The 20,207-nt window shown below is 46.1% G+C and carries 13 protein-coding genes and 1 pseudogene; 2 read left to right on the top strand and 12 right to left on the bottom strand.

All coding sequences use genetic code 11. The annotated features are described in order from the left end of the window. Positions 1-19: 19 nt before the first annotated feature. Complete coding sequence (locus MKY52_RS01510) at positions 20-4,768, top strand: LamG-like jellyroll fold domain-containing protein (protein WP_341049425.1); 4,749 nt, start codon at positions 20-22, stop codon at positions 4,766-4,768. A gap of 172 nt (positions 4,769-4,940) precedes the next feature. Further along, entirely contained in the window at positions 4,941-5,855 is a 915-nt protein-coding gene (locus tag MKY52_RS01515) for an ArsR/SmtB family transcription factor (RefSeq protein ID WP_042186033.1), read from the top strand. Positions 5,856-5,899: 44 nt separating this feature from the next. Here MKY52_RS01515 and MKY52_RS01520 read toward each other — a convergent pair whose 3' ends face one another. The 12 genes and pseudogenes from MKY52_RS01520 to MKY52_RS01575 form a co-directional block, all read right to left on the bottom strand. Beyond that, complete coding sequence (locus MKY52_RS01520; protein ID WP_042186032.1) at positions 5,900-6,187, bottom strand: hypothetical protein; 288 nt, start codon at positions 6,185-6,187, stop codon at positions 5,900-5,902. 12 nt (positions 6,188-6,199) lie between these two features. After that, the gene (locus tag MKY52_RS01525; RefSeq protein ID WP_341049427.1) at positions 6,200-7,696 is read right to left on the bottom strand and encodes an alpha-N-arabinofuranosidase; all 1,497 of its coding nucleotides are present in this window, start codon (positions 7,694-7,696) and stop codon (positions 6,200-6,202) included. Between the two features lie 245 nt (positions 7,697-7,941). After that, positions 7,942-8,511 (bottom strand): annotated as a pseudogene (locus tag MKY52_RS01530) (DUF421 domain-containing protein); the annotation flags it as partial. A 524-nt stretch (positions 8,512-9,035) separates the two neighbouring features. Then, a complete protein-coding gene (locus tag MKY52_RS01535; protein ID WP_341049430.1) occupies positions 9,036-10,553 on the bottom strand; it encodes a sensor histidine kinase in 1,518 nt (505 codons plus the stop codon). Continuing rightward, entirely contained in the window at positions 10,484-11,170 is a 687-nt protein-coding gene (locus MKY52_RS01540) for a response regulator transcription factor (protein ID WP_076284294.1), read from the bottom strand. Before MKY52_RS01540 ends, MKY52_RS01535 begins: the two co-directional genes overlap by 70 nt. Before the next feature lie 138 nt (positions 11,171-11,308). Further along, complete coding sequence (locus MKY52_RS01545; protein ID WP_076284295.1) at positions 11,309-12,664, bottom strand: erythromycin esterase family protein; 1,356 nt, start codon at positions 12,662-12,664, stop codon at positions 11,309-11,311. 108 nt (positions 12,665-12,772) lie between these two features. Then, positions 12,773-13,216, bottom strand: a complete 444-nt coding sequence (gene lspA, locus MKY52_RS01550; protein ID WP_341049432.1) for a signal peptidase II — start codon at positions 13,214-13,216, stop codon at positions 12,773-12,775. Positions 13,217-13,469: 253 nt separating this feature from the next. After that, entirely contained in the window at positions 13,470-15,302 is a 1,833-nt protein-coding gene (locus MKY52_RS01555; RefSeq protein ID WP_341049434.1) for a glycoside hydrolase family 35 protein, read from the bottom strand. A gap of 24 nt (positions 15,303-15,326) precedes the next feature. Beyond that, complete coding sequence (locus MKY52_RS01560) at positions 15,327-16,604, bottom strand: alpha-L-fucosidase (RefSeq protein WP_341049436.1); 1,278 nt, start codon at positions 16,602-16,604, stop codon at positions 15,327-15,329. Between the two features lie 116 nt (positions 16,605-16,720). Then, positions 16,721-18,118: an ABC transporter substrate-binding protein gene (locus tag MKY52_RS01565; protein ID WP_341049438.1), complete on the bottom strand. Its 1,398-nt coding sequence runs from the start codon at positions 18,116-18,118 to the stop codon at positions 16,721-16,723. A 141-nt stretch (positions 18,119-18,259) separates the two neighbouring features. Beyond that, positions 18,260-19,096: a carbohydrate ABC transporter permease gene (locus MKY52_RS01570; protein ID WP_042186014.1), complete on the bottom strand. Its 837-nt coding sequence runs from the start codon at positions 19,094-19,096 to the stop codon at positions 18,260-18,262. Positions 19,097-19,111: 15 nt separating this feature from the next. After that, complete coding sequence (locus tag MKY52_RS01575; RefSeq protein WP_042125419.1) at positions 19,112-20,041, bottom strand: carbohydrate ABC transporter permease; 930 nt, start codon at positions 20,039-20,041, stop codon at positions 19,112-19,114. Positions 20,042-20,207 lie beyond the last annotated feature (166 nt).

A 20,207-nucleotide genomic window follows, 5' to 3' on the forward strand; every position in this document is an offset into this window, starting at 1 on the left:
GAATCGGAGGATCATGAATTTGAGGAAAACAACTCGTAAGCTAACCGCTTCACTTCTTGCACTCACGCTGCTAGTACCTGCACCATTCATTTCAGCAGCTTCTGCAAGCGATTCCAAAACAATCGCACCATCCACGCAACAACAGGCTGTCGATTATTCGGGCCACTGGGCACAGAAAGATTTTCAATCCTGGGTGGATAAGGGCTTGATTTCAGGCTATGGAAATGGAATTTACAAACCGAATCAAGAGATCACCCGCGCGGAATGGGTCACATTGATCAATCGGGTCTTTAATTTGCAGGAAAAATCAGAAATTGCCTTCACGGATGTACTAGTGTCAGGTGCTTATTACAGCGATATCCAGAAAGCTTCGGCTGCAGGATATGTATCAGGATATAGCGATGGCACCTTCCGACCAACACAGGTAGTAAGTCGTCAAGAAGCCGCGGTTATGCTGCACAGACTATTCCAGCTCAATTCTTCTGCAAATACCTCTGCACCAAAAGATGTTGAAGATTTACCCTCATGGAGCCAAGAAGCTGTATTATCTTTATTTGGTGAAGGTTATTTGAATGGTTATAGTGACGGCAGCTTTAAAGGCGCAAAAGCCGTAACAAGAGCGGAAGCACTGCGTATGATTGAGAAGTTGGCCGGGGAAATCACTTCTAAGAGCGGCAGTTATACGGGGATTACCACTCAGAATATGGTAATTAGTAGCCCGGGTGTTGAGTTGAACAACTCCACCATCTCCGGAAACCTGTACCTTACCGAAGGTATTGCAGAAGGCGATATCACGCTGAATAACGTCACTGTTAAAGGAACAATATTCGTATCCGGCGGCGGCGAAAATAGTATCGTACTTAGTAACTCTAACGCAGGTGACATGGTTGTAGATAAGCGTAATGGGAAACTCCGCGTCGTTACTAAAGGAACGAGTGCCGTACCAAGTGTACGTGTACATACCGGTGTAATGCTTGAGGAAGATACTACTTTGACGGGTGCAGGCTTCGGCCGGGTCGTTATAGAGAATACGCTCCCGAACGATTCAATCATCAGGCTGAGAGGAAACTTTGATTCTGCTGAGGTACGAGCGTTAGGAGTGCCTACACTACATCTAGCTGCAGGCAATATTACTGAAGTTACATTGAACCAATTAGCCAAGCTACGTGTAGATGCTGGTGCAGCAATCAAGAATCTTATCCTTGGTATAAACGATATGATTACTATCCAAGGCACCGGGAAGGTTGGCTTTGACAGTAAATACAATAACCTAATCAAATTTGAAACACCTACTCCGACAGCTACGGCAACGTCTGGTTCTGGTAGTTCAGGTTCTGGTGGATCGGACGGCGGCGCTGTTGCTACACCTACTACTACTCCGGTTCCAACAGCTACAGTGACTCCTACTGCTACGCCGGGTCCGTCAGCAACGGCACCAGCACTCACCAATGTTTCTGTACATGATCCTTCGGTGGCTTTAGACAAAGGAACGTATTATGTGTTCGGGTCTCATATCGATGCGGCCAAATCGGATGATCTGCTGAACTGGACTCGTTTCACAAATGGTTATACAACACCAGGCAACGTACTCTTTGGTGATCTTTCCGCGAATCTGGCAGAATCCTTTAAATGGGCTGGAGAGAACGATTCTGACAGTAAAGGCGGATTCTCCATATGGGCTCCAGACGTTTTCTGGAATGAGAATTATAAGAATGCGGACGGGACCACTGGCGCTTATATGATGTATTATAGTGCTTCTTCCACTTACATCCGCTCAGCGATTGGCTTTGCCACTTCGCAAAATATTGAAGGTCCTTATACCTATGGAAATACCGTAATTTATTCCGGCTTCACCAAGGAAGAAGATTACGATACTAACAGCAAAATTAATAAAAAATGGACAAACACAAATATTCAAAAGCTTATTGATAACGGAACATTAGAAGATGCCAACCCAGATTGGTTTGACGCAGGCGGTTCATATAAGAACAAAACGTATACAAACGCAATTGACCCGACGTTATTCTACGATAAAGACGGCAAGCTGTGGATGACTTATGGATCATGGTCAGGCGGTATATTTATTCTAGAAATCGATCCAGCTACCGGCGAGCCTAAATATCCGGGTAAAGACGGAACGACCGCTGATGGACGTCTAATCGACCGGTATTTCGGTACCCATATTTCTGGCGGTATGACCAAATCGGGCGAAGGTCCGTATATCGTTTACGACAAGAATACAGATTACTACTTCTTATATGTAACTTATGGAGGACTTGCGTCCGACGGTGGATACAATATGCGTCAGTTCCGTTCAACGAATCCGGATGGTCCTTATTTGGATGCTGCCGGACAAAGTGCAGTGCTGGCAACGAGCAATGACCATTCGGCCATTGGCAACAAAGTTCTTGGTAACTTCATGTTCACGAACGTGAATAGTGACCCAGACTTCCAAACTTACGGCTATGCTGCATCAGGCCATAATTCAGTGAATTATGATGAAGAGACGGGTAAAATATTCAACTTCTTCCACACTCGTTTCCCGCAGCGTGGTGAAACACATGAGCTTCGTGTGCATCAAATGTTCACCAACGAAGATGGATGGCCGCTCACTTCTCCTCATCGTTACACTGGTGAAACTATCGCAGCTGTTATGCAGGAGGATGTTATTGGAGCTTATCAGTTCGTGAATCACGGGAAAGATACTTCTGCTAAAATTAAATCCACAACAGCTATCGAACTGCGAGGTGATGGAACCATTACAGGGTCCGTAACCGGTTCTTGGGAGCTAAAAGGAGAGTATTACGCCGACCTGCTCATCAATGAAATAGAAGACGGAGCTACTGTACAAAATCTCTACAAAGGTGTATTCGTAAAACAATGGGATTCCACTCGTCAGAGCAATGTTATGACTTTCACAGCCATGTCCAATAAGGGTGTTACCGTCTGGGGCAGCCAAATTGAACTGCTGAGCACAGATCAAATTGTATCCAATGTTAAAGATAGTTTAAGCTTGGGCAACACAAGTAAAGTATACAAAGATCTTACGCTCCCAACTGAGGCCGTAAGAGGAACAGTCATTACGTGGTCGTCTTCCAATGAAGCCGTAGTAGGAAACGATGGTTCAGTTGTTCGTCCTGAAAAAGGACTCGGAAACGCAACGATTGAACTTACTGCTACGATTGCGCTGGGTGAGTCTACTGCAACTAAGACCTTTACTATCATTGTAATGGAACTGACTGGAAATATACTGGAAGACGGTTTGGTGGCAGCGTATGATTTTGAAGGAGATCTTTCAGAGAACGGAGATCGTACTGATAAGGGTACAATTTCCGGCAATCGGATTAACAATACTGGCGGGAACATCACCTATGAGACAGGTGAAGTTGGTCTTGCAGCTAAATTCGACGGTAGCTCCGGTATTCGCCTACCCAATGGTTTGATTAAAGGCAACACCTACACAGTAGGCATGTGGCTTAACCCACAAGAACTGACTCAATTCACTACAGCCTTCTTTGGTGCTACAACAGATACGAATTGGATTAGTCTCTTGCCTTATGGAAACGGTGGAGCTACTACCCGGATGTGGTTTGGTAGCCAAACCTTCCACGATGCAGAAGCAGGCATGCAGATTCCAGTTAACCAATGGTCGCATATAGCTTTCACTTACGATGCTGGTGCTGTGAAGCTGTATGTGAACGGAGTATTGAAGTACACTGGAAAAGGATTTACGGATGTATTTGACAGCGCAGATGCAGTATTCGCACTGGGTGTAAACTACTGGGATATCCCTTACAAAGGTTTGATTGATAACCTGCGTATCTACGAAAGTGCACTTTCCGCTGAAGCTGTAGACTTGCTGGTAAACGGTGAGCCTGACAGTAATGTAAAAGTAAGTACGATAACCATCCATGATGCTGAAATGGATGTGGCTGTGGGTAATACCTTTACCCCTCAAGTAAAAGTACTGCCTACCAATGCAGGAAATAAGAAACTTACTTGGAGTTCTAGTGATCCTAGCGCCATTTCAGTTGATGCTACAACCGGAACTGTAACAGCGCTAACGGTAGGTGGCGAAGCAGTGATTACAGCCACTGCGGCTGATGGTAGTGGTGTCTCAGCAGACTATAAGGTAAACGTTACGGATGGAAAAGTAGCCTATTATGCTTTTGATGGAAACCTTGATGACTCCCTCCAATTGGTCGGTACTGGACAGGTTACGGGAATAAAAATCGAGGCTCCAACTGTAGGTAACATCACTTACGGTAACGGTATCACTATTCAAGCAGCAGTATTTGACGGTGTTTCCGGAATCCGGTTACCTAATGGATTAATAGACAGCAATACCTATACCGTATCTATGTGGTTAAACCCTGAGCAGCTTACTGATGCAACAACAACCTTCTTCGGTGCTGCTTCGATAAACAGCTGGATTAGCTTCGTTCCACAGAACGGCGGAGGTAAAACACTGCTATGGTCTGGCGAGGCATGGTATGATGCTGTTTCCGCTATGAAGATTCCAGAGAATAAATGGACGCATGTAGCATTTACGGTTAACAACGGTACCGTGAAGGTATACCTCGACGGAGTTGAGCAATTCTCCGGTGAGGGCTTCCCGAATGTGTTTAAGAACAAGAATGGTGTGTTCGCTCTTGGCGTAAACTATTGGGACGTACCTTATAAGGGAATGATTGATGAACTGAAGATTTACAGCAGAGCACTCAAATCAGACGAAATACTGACCGAATATAACTCAAATGTAAATTAAGAGAATCATCATTTGGAAAGAGAGCGGAGCCTCAGGCTCCGTTCTTTTTATCTTAAGTCACGCGATCAAAGTGAATGAGCGTCTAGGAAATTTCTCACCTTCGTATTGTAAAACAAGCATTTAAATAATATAATCATTAACTATACGTCTTGAACTAAATTGGAGGCCATCTATGAAACTTGACCTGTCGGAAGAATCTCTTCCCGTCTACGAAGCTTTAGCCAGTTCAGTTCGTCTGCACCTGCTGCGCTTGCTTGCCGAGAACCCAATGAATGTCAAGGAATTGGCCGCAGCGGTAAATTTGAGCAGCGCCATTATGACAATGCATGTGCGTAAGCTAGAAGCTGCAGGACTTATCCAGACACATATGGCACCTGGACGAAGTGGTCTGCAAAAGATCTGTACGCTGGCTGCTGAAAGTGCCGAGATCACCTTTCCAGGCAGACAAATTAATGAGCGCAAAAGCTACCGCAAGGAGATTCCTGTTGGACATTATTCCGACTTCATGATCGAGCCTACCTGCGGTCTTGCCACTACAGAGCAAGTGATTGGCAGCTTTGATGATCCCCGTTATTTCTGGGATCTCGAGCGTATGAATGCTGGTATTCTCTGGTTCGGCAAAGGATATATCGAATATAAAATTCCTAACTTCCTTCTCTCCAGTCAACAGCCCGAGGAGCTAATCATTACGATGGAGATTGCCTCCGAAGCGCCTTCCATTAATAATAATTGGCCCTCCGACATCACTTTCACACTGAACGGAGTACAGCTTGGATTCTGGACAAGTCCGGGTGACTACGGAGATAGACGTGGTAAATACACGCCAGCTTGGTGGCCAGCACTCACGAATCAATACGGCCTTCTTAAGCAGCTGCGCATTACATCTAAAGGCACGTTTATGGACGGCCTGAAACTGTCCGACGTTACGCTGGATCAAGTGAACATTCGCAACAAGCAATGGACTTTCAAGCTTTCCGTCGATGAAGAGGCCGAGCATATTGGCGGCATTACCCTTTTTGGCAAAGGCTTTGGCAACTATAATGATGATCTAATCGTTGAGCTATTCTACACAGATACCCATGAATAAAGCCGCATTCATCTCCCGTTGGAGAGTCGAATGCGGCTCTTATTTTACCTTATTTCATGTTCAATGAAGGGTCCCCATAATCCGCCACCAGGCAGTGGACAGCCACGTTCCTTAAGCTTAGCTACAACAGGAATAATGCATCCACAAGCTACGCAAGTCACACTCTCATGCAGCTTAGGACAAGTCCCGCAAAGAGAAATCCGTTCAGCATAAACCTCATCTGGAACACAAAGCTCTGTCTTAAACATGGATGATGACAGGATTCGCTCTATCTGTGCATCGGTAACCTTATAATCGTCGCGGCACCCCTTGCATGCAGATGTTGTTGACATGATAACACCACCTTATGCCTTCGGCGTAATCTCCAGCACAGTTACTGACATTGGAGCCAGCTCTACATTAAGAAGATCACCTTCAAGTGTAAAGGCTGTAAAAGCTTGCGGTACGACAGCATCTGGCTGACTAAATGTATTATGAGCATCTATCTTGTTACCTGTGAGCGTAGTGCCTGTCACTTCAACCTTCTGCCCGGAAAGGCCACGTAGCTCGAGGGGTACAGTAGCTGATGCAGCGTGATTCAAGTTGCATAGACTGACATGAATGATCCCTGCGTCTGTTACGGAAGCTGAAGCAGATACTTCAGGAATCTCGCTGCCCTCAAAGCTGTAAGTCCCACTATCGATTGTTAAATCCAACAACTCAGCATCCTGATGGACTTTAAACATATTGAATACATGATAGGTAGGCGTTAGCAGCATTTTTTCTCCTTCGGTTAAAATCACTGCTTGAAGTACGTTAATGGTCTGCGCAATATTTGCCATCCGTACCCGGTCACTGTGTTTATGGAAAATATTCAGGGTTACGCCAGCTACAAGGGCATCCCGAATTGTATTTTGTTGATATAGGAATCCTGGATTCGTACCCGGCTCAACATCATACCAAGTTCCCCATTCGTCAACGATAAGGCCTACTCTTTTATCTGGGTCATATTTGTCCATAATAACACCATGTTTAGTAATCAGCTCATCCATGCGAAGGGCCTTCTCTAAAGTACTAAACCATTCACTAGTTTCAAAGCCTGTTGCTGCCCCTTTATTCTCCCATGCTGGACCAGGAATCGTATAATAATGAAGGGTAATCGAGTCCATAAAGCGTGTAGCTTCACGCATCAGAACTTCCATCCAGTGATAATCATCCACGTTAGGACCACAAGCGATCCGGTGAATACGATTGTCCCCGTAATTACGTACATACGTCTGATATTGGCGATAAAGATCTGCATAATATTCTGGACGCATATTCCCGCCGCAGCCCCAATTCTCATTACCAACGCCAAAATAAGTGACAGCCCAAGGCTCTTGATGACCGTTCTGCTGGCGAAGCTCAGACATCGGTGAGACACCGCCAAAGGTTAAATACTCTACCCATTCGGACATCTCTTGAACCGTACCACTTCCCACATTACCATTGATATAAGGTTCACATTCCAGCATCTCACATAATTCCATAAATTCATGTGTACCAAAATGGTTGTTCTCAACCGTGCCGCCCCAATGCGTATTGATCATACGTTTACGAGCTTCGCGATCACCAATACCATCTTTCCAATGATATTCATCTGCAAAACATCCACCCGGCCAGCGAAGTACTGGAATTTGTATTTCTTTAAGCGCTTTCACAACATCATTACGAATACCGTTAGTGTTAGGAATCGGTGAATCTTCTCCGACCCAAATGCCTTCATAAATACAACGTCCCAGATGCTCAGAGAAGTGTCCATAAATATTTTTGTTTATCGTACCTTTGCGAATGTCTGTGTTAAGGATTGCGCGATCCGCCATGAATAAATTCCGCCCTTCAACATTTATATTTTTATTAACTAATTAATAATTATACAAACATTATAGAGCGGTCCTCAGCGATCCGTCAATCTCCAATATGAATGAATCTATTCTTTATCAATCGGTTTGTTTATCCCGTCTTCATAATAATCAAAAACGAGCTGCCGCTGCGTTCCTCTTACCCCGTAAAATACATCGGAGATTCGTTTTCCCTTACGTCTTAATTCATTCTCCAGCCATTCTTTGGTCAGTCCATTATTCTCAAGATTCTCTTCAATGAGGACGCCATCCATAATTAACTCAACGGGAAAGCTCTGAGGAACCGAAAGAAGCTTCAAATCTTTTCGAGTAACATATTGATACTCTTGTTTCTTTAAGACGGATACCATTCCGTTATCTTCTAATACGGCATACTCTACTGCCTCTAGATTAAAAATTTCTTTTTCCCTCAGTGCCTGATCCAAGGAGTCTAGTGAATACCTTACCTTTTTCATATTCCCTTCAAGAATTTTCCCGTTTTCGATAAGTACCGTAGGTGAACCAGAGATCCAGCTTCTCATTTTACGACTCTTTATAGCTATGATAGATAGTAGAAAAGACGTAGCAGTTATAACAATGAGCGCCACGATCATATATGACGACTTCAGGTCTTTATTAAAAGCCAAATTTGCCGCAAGCGATCCCAATATAATGCCTGTCACAAAATCATGAAACGTCAAATTAGAAATCGTTTGTTTCCCCAATATCTTAGCTATCACTAGCAGCATGATCATAGCGACCACAGTACGAAGAACAATATCCATATGCGCCTGCATCTCTAATGCTCCTTTCTATTCAATCCCCTATTATTCACAAACCAAGGTGAAATGAAACGTCATTACAATCGGTTTAATTTTAAGAGGTCATCCGGAGACTTCTGTAAACGTCAAAAGGGCTCTGGAATGGTTCTACTGAACCGTCCCAAAGCCCTAGCTACGAATGCTTATTTTTCAGTCTTGATTGCAAGCAGATTGTGCAGAATCATTGCGCTTTCAGCTCGAGTTGCTGAGCCTCCCGGATCGAATTGCCGCTCACTTCGACCCTCGATAAGTCCAAGGGCTTAGGATTGACCGAACTATAATTGACTGCAGCTTTCGATTCTCCATTGACATACGCATCTTCAGAAACATACAGCTTCGTCTGATTCCGAATCGGAAGGCTCGGTGCAGTACCATCCCGATCATTACCGCCATGTGACCGTACAGTTCATCTATCGACGGGATCATTTCAAGACAAGCGCGTTCCATAAATTTATCGAATTATTGCAGCAAAAGCCTGAAGACTCGTATGATGAGTTTCTTCAGGCTTTTTTACATGGCACCGTTATGATCACCTGTGCGCCGCCTTCGACACGGTTTCCTGCTTCGATATGCCCTCCGTGCTTTGTAATGAGCAACTGTGCTGTATACAATCCAAGCCCGGAATGACCTTTGTCTAGAGATCTAGACGGATCCCCCATGTAGAATTTATCGAACATTCGCCGCAAATCAAGAGCGCTGAACCCCTTCCCCGTATCCTTCATGTCAAAGGTAATCTGCGTCTCCTCTACGATGACCGTCCACTCGATCCTTCCCTCCACTGGCGTAAATCGCAAGCTATTGGTAATCACGTTATCGAATACTTGCTCCAACCGTGATGTATCCACAAGAAACTGCTGTTCTTGGTCGCATCGCCTATTCACATAAGAGAAGTCAAAAGCAATCCACTTCTCACGGCATAACAATGCGTATTCATCTTTTTTCCGCTCACAGAAGGCGAGTAAATCCGCTCTCGTATACTGGAGGACAAAATCAGGCGTGTCGATTTTATTCATGAACAGCAATTCCGTCAGCATTTTGTCCGCACGCTGCGTACTGTTCTGAATGGTTAACAAGTACTTCTCCAGCCGTTCGGGACGGCGTGCACCGCTCTCGATTAAATTGTCTACATGACCTTGAATGATCGTCAGCGGCGTCCGCAAATCATGGGCAATCGCAGAGATCATGTCGCGTCTCTCCTGCTCCAGCTTCCACTCCCACTTCAAGGATTGCTCCAGCGCGATCCGCATCTCTTCGAAGGCATCGGAGAGCTCGATCAGCTCCTTCGACCCACCTGCTCCTGCGACGGAGAAATTCAGGTCATTCTGCTGGATTCGTCTAGCTCCCCCGATGATCCGTGCGATCGACGGTTCGAGCCGTTTACCCAATTTTCTCGCGAAAATAAAAGAGAACAAGACGATGAAGAAGAACGGTGCGATCAAACTGCACAAAATAAGCATAACGAGCAGCCCGTTTCCAGGGTTGTTGGAGGATACACTTAAACTGTATCGTAGCACCAGCATCCCCTTTAATTTTTTCTGCGAATCAAGGATCGGGTGGTAATTGATATATTTCCCGCCCTGTTTCTCGCTACGGTTCAGCTTGCTTAGCACTTCCTCCGGGCTGTTGACGAAAGTCTGCCCCTTCCAGCCGTAGACGATTTGCCCCTTCAGATTCACGATTTGATACTGCATGCCTTTCGTCAGAATAACATGTTCCAACGCATTCTGCTTTGAAGGAGATAATAAGGCGTCTTTTTGCTGATCTACATAACCTAGAATCTGGGGAATTTGCTGCTCATAATAATTGGCTGGTAGAATGCTCTTGTCCGTTTGATTAATCAAAACATAAAGAGTACTGCCCCAAACCAGCATCGAGCCGATGAAGCTATAGAAAAGAACGAGTGTAAATGCGCCCATAAACTGTCTGCGCAGCGGTTTCCGACTTGCCTTTACTTCCTTTCGAATCTGTATCCTACCCCCCATACCGTTGTAACAAAGGTCTTCTCCGGTGCTGCGCACGCCAGCTTCGCCCGGATATTTTTGATATGTTCGGTAATTGTGGCTGCTTCACCCTCCGCATCGAATCCCCAGATCTTCTCATAGATTTGTTCCCGCGAGAATACTTGATTCGGATGCATGAAGAGAAGCCGGAACAATTCGAACTCCCGGCTGGTCAGCGGAATCGGAAGGTTCTGGTAGAATACCTGATGGCTGTCCAGATCCATCGTGAGATCGCCATGGTGCAGCAGCTTCGGTTGATGATCAAGATGGCTCCGCTGCTCCCGACGAAGATGCGCTCTTATTCTTGCCTTCAATTCTTGCATGCTAAAAGGCTTCACGATATAGTCATCGCCACCGACGGCGAGTCCTTGGATCCGATCCGCTTCATTGGAGCGCGCGCTTAAGAACAGAATCGGACACGAGACCCGGTCACGTATCGCTTGGCATACTTCGAGCCCATCGAGATGCGGCATCATAATATCCAGGATGATTAAGTCAGGCGTCTCTCCCAGTCGATCGAACACTTCCTTGCCGTCATAAGCCACTGATACCTCATACCCATCATCCTGAAGCGCATCGCGCATAAATCCGACGATTTCTCGCTCATCATCGGCGATTAATATCTTTTCTCTCATCTCTTGAATTTCCTTTCGCGTCTATCAATCTAGCAGCTTTATCCCCTCATTGTACCTTCTTGTGCGCCAAAAATCCCCTGTAGCGGCACACACGGTGTTCACGACAGGGGAACAATTAAATGTTCAGGTATAACCGAGTTAGAGCTTCGTTGTCGGTTCTTTGACTTTATCGAAGACGATGATCCCGTCATATTGCTCTTTTGGAATGAATCGCATCGACATCGGCATAATGATCTCGGACGTCATGCCATCCTCGGCTGCATAGATCGGTTTGAACATCCAAGCATTATTTTTGTTCGGAGACTTGTGCTTGGATAGATCCGCAAACGCAATCTTATAACCGCTCTGCATCATCAGTTGTTCCAGACTCCCCTTCGGCATCGGCTGAATATCGAAGATCTTCTGTGTCGTAATCGTGCTCGCCTTACCGCTGTTCATGTACAGACCCAACACGTAGACCTTATCCTTTAGCTTCTTATGTAGCAATTCTCCCATACTTGTAAAGCTGTTAATCCATTTCCCTTGTTCTTTCGTTTCGATTTTGGACGTATTCTTCGCCAGATGATCGTTATGCGCCCATAAAATTACTTTTTTGCCGGGATACATCACCTTCATTAACCACTCCACGTTGTCAGCCATGATTCGATCACGGAATTCATAGCTTTCCTTCGTATCGTACATCCCCATCTCGATGAATTTGACCCGATCCTCCAACGTCTTGACAGCGATATCCACCATCCGCGGGTTCGCAGGGTAGGCGGCTGCAAGTTGTTCTTTGTTCTCTTGGATGAATTGGATCAACGCCTTGTATTTCGGTTCGTACGTATTCTTCACCTTCTTGATTTCTGCTTTCGCCTCCGGATGACTATCGTCCATGCCATATTGGTTGAGCACCTTATAGAAATCCGTCATCGCTTGCATTTCGAAGTTGAAATAATTCTCGCCCTGATCCTTGTCTACCTTGGCAATCCAACCGGCAATAAATTGCGTTAAGTACCCTGATGTGAACTGCATGTCATAACCTGCTAGATATAAGGGATCGTTCGTCCCTTGCTTCTTCTTGATGTAATCGAATAAATTCAGAGTCTCCTTGGAATGCCAGATGGGAAAAATTGAACGTTCCATCATTTGTTGCGATGTCCATGTTCCTGCATTATCATACGTCATGAAGGAATCCCCAAGGCCCGACTCAAATGCAATCACGTCAAAATCCAGCTCTTCGTGTAAATATTTGATCAACCTTGTCTTCATGCTGCTGTATTCTGCGACACGGTGAAAGTTCTCGCCAAGGCTAATGACCGTCTTATCTTTCAAGATCGGCTTCAGAAACGCTAAATCTTTATAGTCCGATGACGTCAAAGATTTAATCTCTTGAATATTCTCCTTCGACCCCGTAATTTTCTGCGCGGTCGCCGAGGCGCTCACTGGCGATAGTAATAGTGAAAATGCTAGGCCCAGGGAAATGATACCTGTTAATCGTTTCGTTGCTTGCATGTTGAATGTTCTCCTCCTTCGAAATCTGTTATTACGTCGTTCTCTTACCATGCAGAGACATCGTAACAGGAACTTCTAAGGAATCTATAAAGATAAAAGAATAAATCCTCAATGCGCGTGCCAGACCCGCTTCTTCACGAATCTCACTGCCATATTTAAGACGAGCATGATCATCCCGATGTTGATCGCATAATCCGCTAAATTGAGAATGCCTCTCCCCGATCGAGACATGATAAAATCCGTGACCTGCCCGAACACCAGTCGATCAATCCCGTTGCCAACCGCACCGCCGACCAAGAAACCAGCGATCATATCCGCCAATCGGCCTTTCCAGGCACCCATGCTGCGATAATAGAACACACCGATGACGAACAAGATGGCGATCACCCCGAATAACCACGCATAACCTTGGAATAAACTGAAAGCCATCCCGCTATTCTCATAATGTGTAATCTCCCATCGTCCGAAGAACAAGCTATCTCCGATATCCAGGTTCATCCGAATCCAAATTTTCGAGACCTGATCGATCAAGATCACGACCATCGCGATCATACAAAACCACATAGCGACACCCACTTTCTTCTCAGCCTATGAACAACCATGTAGCTGCCTTGTGCTCATCATACTACAAAACCATGTGGCATCGAAAAATAAAGGCACGCCCGAAGGAGTGCCTTTCAGGTATTCTTATATTGACTGCTCTTCTTCATTTTTTTGTAAAATAATGAAAGAAAACGCAGGTTTCTTGTGTCTAATGGCTGAGAGGATAGGGGAATGATTTCTATGACGGCAACGCTAATAATGTCTACAAGCTATCTTCCTGCACAAAATTCAGCACGGCATCGTCGACGGCCGAAGTTCTTCCCAGATCAGGGCAATTCACAAGCTCAATTTCGCAAGTCTCCGCACAGCCGTGCAGTTCAAAAAGAACCAGTTCATTACGACCTTTGCGCAGCAATGGACCGGGGATATATAGGGCCCTTTGCGGTCCTGCATTCCAGTAGCGGCCCAGATTAAATCCGTTGATCCAGGCAACCCCTTTATTCCATCCATCGAACCGTAGAAAAGTATCGCCAATTTCCTCCGCCTCAAAGCAGCCCCGGTAGAATCCGGGCAAACCCGAAAGTGCCGCAGCTTCTTGCTTCTCCACCGTCTGCTCCTTGTACTCAAGTGAAGCCATCGTTCCCGGTTCTAACGGAAGTGTACGGATCGTCCAGTTATATTGCAGCTGGTTATCGATTCGAACCCCGTCCAGAATTCCTTTCGGATCACGAATGAGCGGTCCATAATTAATCCGACCCATATTCTCGACGAGAATATCCAGCTGCGCTCCACCGGCAGGAATGGAAAGTTCAAGTGGCTGCGGATTCCAGCGTTCAATGACCCCAAGTACCTGTCCATCCAGGAAAACCTGCGCACGATCACGCACACCCTCGATGTAAAGCTTCTGCCTGGACCGTGGTCCCTGCACATAAGTGCTGTACATTATAAAACCATAGGATTGTCCGAGCTTTTCCATCGGCTGCACACACACACTGTTCACCGGCTCGGATAACTTCTCCAGATTGGAAGCTGTGAATAGTTCCGCTCTTTCCATCAAGGCAACTTTCCCATAGGAGATCTTCGGAATCGGCTCAGGGAGCGGACAAGTCGGTGCAAATCCATGTTTGCCCAGTACCGACCGAACAGCTTCAAATTTCGCTGTCGTATCTCCCCATTCCGTGAGCGGGGCATCATAATCATAGCTTGTAGTCGTCGGCTCGTAGGCGACGATATGATTCGCCCCATTATAGAAGCCAAAATTGGTCCCGCCGTGGAACATGTACATATTGAGTGAGGAGCCGTGCGTCAGGATATCATCCAGAACGCCAGCTACATCTTCGGCATCGCGCACATGATGATCCTCCATCCAATGATCGAACCAGCCGTTCCAATATTCCATCACCATCAGCGGCTCTTCAGATCGGTACTCCCGGTATTTGCGGAAGGATTCCTCTGCACAGGAGCCAAAATTAACTGTAGCATGCACATCTTCCAGTGTTCCGCCGAGCAACATTTCATCGGTTGGTCCGTCGGAGGTAAAGAGCAATACATCGACCCCTCTGCTGAGGAGTCCATTACGCATATATCTCAGGTAACTACTGTCATTGCCATAGCTGCCATATTCATTCTCTACCTGGACGGCCAGAATCGGCCCGCCATGTGTGGAGAGCAGCGGAACCAGCCGAGGAATCAGCTCATCGTAATACCGGTCCACCTTGCTTAAATAAAGAGGATCACAGCAGCGAAGCTGAAGTTCACTGTAAGCCAGCAGCCAGGCCGGCAGACCACCGAATTCCCATTCCGCACAGATGAATGGACTCGGTCTGACAATAACATGAAGCCCAAGCTCTCCGGCCAATTCAATAAAAGAGACCACATCGGCCATGCCATCAAATACGAATTCTCCTTCCTTGGGTTCATGCATATTCCAGGCGATATAGGTCTCCACGGTATTGAATCCGCAGGCTTTCAATTTCAGCAGCCGGTCTTTCCAGTATTCAGGCACAACCCGAAAATAATGAATGGCTCCAGAGACGATCCGGTAAGGCTGTCCGTCCAGCAAATAGTGTCCGTCGTTCCAAGTGAGTAGGCTCATTATCGACGACCTCCTTTTTAGCATTTATTCTAACGATTCCCCACAGTGGTAGACGGCAAGCCGTCTGATCTTGGGGCTTGCGGCAGCTACTGGCACACGTAGTCGTATCTTCTCTGCGCATACCGGAGGGAAGGCGTCGATTTTCTTATGGCCAATCGCGCTGCCACGTTTCAACTCCAGCCACGCTCCGTCACTGAATGCTTCCAGCACATATTCGCTCACTCTCTCGCCATAAGCGATGTCTTCCATTATCTCAGCGTGGTCAATCACAGTAGCTGCAGCAGGCAATTCCAGCTCAATAAGATCTCCAGTGCCTGCCGTTACGGCTAGTGCCTTGCCGAATCTACGCCCTATTTCCTTACCAAATTCCAGCAGTCGCTGCACATCGGCCTCCGGAAGCAGCCCGCGGTTGTCAGGGGCCACATTGAGCAGCAAAGTCGCCCCATGTCCGACCGAACGATAATAAATATCCATTAGCTGCTCCAGAGACAGCAGCAGATGCTCTTCCTGAGGATGCCAGAACCAGCGGTCTTTACGGATGGGCACATCGCATTCCGCAGGCACCCAGCTCGGTGTTCCGGGAAGCCAGTTCAATGAAGCTTCACTGAACATGCTACCCCGAGCGGAATCCGCAGTGTTCCAGCATGGATAAGGAGCAAGGCCATCCTCATTGCCAACCCAGCGAATCGTTGGTGCCCCCATATTAAACACCATAGCACTTGGCTGATATTGTTTGATCAGATCCATAATTCGCCGCCAATCGTAATTACGGCCCTCAGATCCTGCACCGTCGAACCAAATCTCCGTAAGTGGGCCATAGCCCGTAAGTAGCTCCTGCAATTGCAGACAATAGAAATCATCATACGCTTGCGGATCCGCATAACATGGCTCATGTCTGTCCCATGGAGACAAATAAATGCCGAAGCCTAGCCCAAGTTCACGGCAAGCCTCCGCGCACTCCCTGACAACATCGCCTCGCCCTTCTTTCCATGGGCTGTAGGCAACAGAATAAGTGCTTGTTGCAGTCGGCCACAGGCAGAAGCCGTCATGATGCTTAGCGGTCAGTATAAAATAACGGAATCCAGCTTCTTTAGCTGCACTAACCCATTGGCGGGCATCCAGATGAAGCGGGTTGAAAAGCGTAGGTGAATCGCTGCCTTCTCCCCACTCCTGATCGCAAAACGTGTTCATTCCAAAATGGCAGAACATCCCCAGCTCCAGATCCTGCCACTCCATCTGTTCCCTAGAAGGCAACGCTGCTTGCTCTTCGGACTTGTTCTTTGAAGAAATGCTTTCCATCATTTTTATACTCTCCCGTATATTTGTGTAAGCCCAATGTATAAATAAGGCTTTGGAAAGCCGGTTGATGACCTTCCAAAGCCCCGTCCCCAACTTGGGATACCTCGCTTATTGCCTATTTACTTGATGACACCTTTTTCGTTGATAATTTTCGTTGCTTCACCAACCATCCATTGCTGCACCTTATCAATCGATTCATTTCCAAGCATGAATCTGCTGAAGCCGTCATCGATAATTTTGGTCAATTCGGACGTTGCCGTCGTCATCACCTGCGCACCGTCAAGGAATTGAATTTCGTTATCGAAAAGTGTGTATTTGAGTGAATCCATATCATACATATCTTCTTTGCCAGCGACCAATTTAGTCAGCAAGGTCTCATTGTCAGCTTTTTTATATCCGGAGAATTCCAGTCTGTTATCACTAACAGCCGTAGACATAAATCTCATCAATTTGAAGGAAGCCTCTTTGTTCTTTGAAGTTGCGCCCATCGCCAGCATGTTGCCGCTGGTGAAGTATTTGCCTTCATAGTCTTTCGGTTCCGATCCTGCAGGAGGCACCGGTACCGGAGCAAAGGCTGTCTTGAATTCATGCGGATACTGCTCGGTGTTACCTGGATCAGCAATCGTCCAGTTGCCAGCCAAGATCATAGCGGCTTCTTCATTGAAGAATTCGGTACGATAGTTAAGCTTAGCGGCAAGAGCGTCTGCATAAGATTTCGCAGATTTATCAGCAGACTCCATATCTTTACGCAGCTGGAAGAAATACTTATATGTCGGATCCGCGAAGATTGTCGTCCCGTCATCATATACGAACGGGTCTTTCATCATCGTTTGAGCTGGAGCGTTCATGTACAATTCCCAGGTGTGGAAATAAGTGCCGTAACGTTTGTCCACGCCTTCGCCTTTGGTCAGTTTTTTGGCATAGTCGCGGTAGTCATCCCATGTCCAGCCAAAAGTAGGTACAGGCAGACCCGCTTCATCCAGTGCATCTTTGTTCAGCATCACGTAGTTGCTGCTCTTCGTATATTGCAACCCATAATAGTTGTTGTCGACCTTAGCATTCACATAATATTCATCCTCAGGAACGAGGTTATCTTTCTCATAGAATTCATTCAGCGGGGCAAGTGCTCCCCGAGTCGCCCGTTCAAGCACGCCTCCCAAGCTTGGCACCTGAACAACATCAATCGCTTCGCCGGAAGAAATCAGGAAGTCAAGTTTCTTCAGCATCTCCACAGAATCACCGGGAACGAGTGTCACATGCTCTACCTTGATGCCTGGGTTCTGATCCATAAATTCCTGCAGCATAGCATCGGTACCAGCCGACTGGGCTTCATTATCCCAGTTGTAATACTTGATGGCGACTTGCTTGTCCACCTTGGTGTTCCCGGCATTCGTACCAGCTTCAGCATTCCCATTCTTTTCCGAATTTCCGGAATTTCCACAGGCGCTTAGCGTTAAGGAAACCGCCAGCATGGAGCCCAGTACAACGGATAATCTTTTTTTGCTCTTTGTTTTCATTTTACTTCCCCCCGCACTGAATTTTAAGTATAGTGCCTTGTTCATTTCTTATTATAGGCATCCGCTTTACTGGCCAAGTGCACAATTTTGCTGTTGTAGGATCACATTTTTGACTTTTACTAGCTATCGTACACCCGCAGGTCAGCCCTTTACGCCACCAAGGGAGATTCCGTTAATGACTTGCTTTTGCAGGGCGATGAACACGATGACGAGCGGGATGATCGCCGAAACAGCTGCCGTCATCATAATCGCATAGTTGTTCGAATAATCGTCCCGGAACAGTGTCATACCGAGTGGAATAGTGTACAAATTCTTATTTAGTAAGAAGATCAGCGGATTCTGGTAATCATTCCAGGTCCAGATAAATTTGATGATCGCCACCGTAGCGAGCACCGGCTTGCAGAGCGGAATAATGATAGACCAGAATATCCGTAAATGGCCTGCACCGTCAATTCGCGCCGCTTCAATATATTCGTCGCTGACACCAATCATAAATTGCCGCAGCAGGAACGTGAAGTAGATGGAGAACATACTCATTAATATGATTGCAGCATGAGTATCATAAAGACCGAACCAGCGAATCAGCAGAAAGCGCGGAATCAGTGTGGCCTGGTCAGGTATAATCATGAACGATAGCAGCGCCAGAAACACCATATTTCGTCCTTTGAACTTGATTTTGGTCAAGGCGTACGCCGACATAGATGAAATGATAAGTGTAATTAAGGTTGTAATAATCGCAACTTTAAAGGAATTTAAATAGAAATGAGAAAAAGGTACTCGTCCCATCCAAACCATCTTGAAATTATACGCTACATTGATCTTCTCGGGAATCCATTGGATCGGGAAGCGCATAACATCTTTCTCATATTTAAAGGCTGCGGAAATCATCCAGATCAGAGGAATAAGAAATACAATGGACAAAGCCCCCATGATGCAGGTAGTGATCACTCTGGACATATTTTTTCTAATCAGTTGCATGTTAATCTCCCCCCTTTATTCTTCATTTCTCATTTTCCAAGTAGCTGCGGTGATCAAGCCTATGACGGCGAATAGCAGCCAGGAAATCGCAGAAGCATAGCCCATGTTGTAGTATTTGAACCCTTCCTCATAGATCCTGAACACAAGCACGGTAGAAGAATTGTTCGGGCCACCTTCGGTCAAAAACGCGATGATGTCGAACACCTTAAACGAGCCAATCAGCATGGTTATAAGCAAGAAGAACGTAGTTGGACGCAGCATCGGAACCGTGATGGCAAAGAATTTCTTCAGTGCGCTGGCTCCATCTATTTCGGCGGCTTCGTAGATTTCATCGGAAATATTCGTCAAGCCGGCCATATAGATAATAATGGTGTAACCCAGACTCGCCCAAGAACTGATAATGGCAATCGATAACAGCGAGGTCTTTGGATCCACCAGCCATTTTGGAGGGCTGGAAATTCCAAGCTCCATCAAGAACTGATTGATCGGTCCAAGGGATGGATGGAACAATGCGCTCCATACAGCGGCAATTGCAATAATCGAAGAAATATAAGGGATAAAGAAGGCAACTTTGAAATAATTTTTAAGAAATACACTATTTTGAATCAATGCCGCCAGCACCAAAGCAATCGCAATCGGTATCGGCACGGTCATAATCATATAAATAGCATTGTTCTTCAAAGCTTGAATGATGCTCGGATCATGGAACATTTTGATATAGTTATCCAATCCGATAAACTCGATCCCTTGAACCCCCGACAATAGATCCCATTTCGAGAAGCTTAAATAAAGTGAGAATCCAAGTGCAAATACATTAAGAAAAAGCATTCCGACAATTTCCGGAGCTAGAAACAGCCACCCGGTCAAAGCCTCTTTCCGCTGCGGAGTCCAGAACTTCCGCTTCTCCTGCAGAATTTTTGGCACAGGTTGTTTTGCAGCCTCCATGTTGTATCACCTCGACAATTTGATTTGTCATTATAGTAATATATCCGCCTTCCGTATGAAGGAGTGATTATGACCCGAGATGTGCAAGATTTTGACCTTTGTCTTTCGACAACAAAAAAACCGCCCAAGAGGGCGGCGGGTCTATTCGGTAGGTTGAGAATTGCGC

The organism is Paenibacillus sp. FSL P4-0184 (assembly GCF_038004625.1).
Lineage (GTDB): Bacteria > Bacillota > Bacilli > Paenibacillales > Paenibacillaceae > Paenibacillus_AQ.

Coding starts and splice junctions, on each gene's coding strand:
- MKY52_RS01515 (WP_042186033.1), top strand. CDS start 4,941: ATGAAACTTGACCTGTCGGAAGAATCTCTTCCCGTCTACGAAGCTTTA.
- MKY52_RS01520 (WP_042186032.1), bottom strand. CDS start 6,187: ATGTCAACAACATCTGCATGCAAGGGGTGCCGCGACGATTATAAGGTT.
- MKY52_RS01525 (WP_341049427.1), bottom strand. CDS start 7,696: ATGGCGGATCGCGCAATCCTTAACACAGACATTCGCAAAGGTACGATA.
- MKY52_RS01540 (WP_076284294.1), bottom strand. CDS start 11,170: ATGAGAGAAAAGATATTAATCGCCGATGATGAGCGAGAAATCGTCGGA.
- MKY52_RS01545 (WP_076284295.1), bottom strand. CDS start 12,664: ATGCAAGCAACGAAACGATTAACAGGTATCATTTCCCTGGGCCTAGCA.
- lspA (WP_341049432.1), bottom strand. CDS start 13,216: ATGATCGCGATGGTCGTGATCTTGATCGATCAGGTCTCGAAAATTTGG.
- MKY52_RS01555 (WP_341049434.1), bottom strand. CDS start 15,302: ATGAGCCTACTCACTTGGAACGACGGACACTATTTGCTGGACGGACAG.
- MKY52_RS01560 (WP_341049436.1), bottom strand. CDS start 16,604: ATGATGGAAAGCATTTCTTCAAAGAACAAGTCCGAAGAGCAAGCAGCG.
- MKY52_RS01565 (WP_341049438.1), bottom strand. CDS start 18,118: ATGAAAACAAAGAGCAAAAAAAGATTATCCGTTGTACTGGGCTCCATG.
- MKY52_RS01570 (WP_042186014.1), bottom strand. CDS start 19,096: ATGCAACTGATTAGAAAAAATATGTCCAGAGTGATCACTACCTGCATC.
- MKY52_RS01575 (WP_042125419.1), bottom strand. CDS start 20,041: ATGGAGGCTGCAAAACAACCTGTGCCAAAAATTCTGCAGGAGAAGCGG.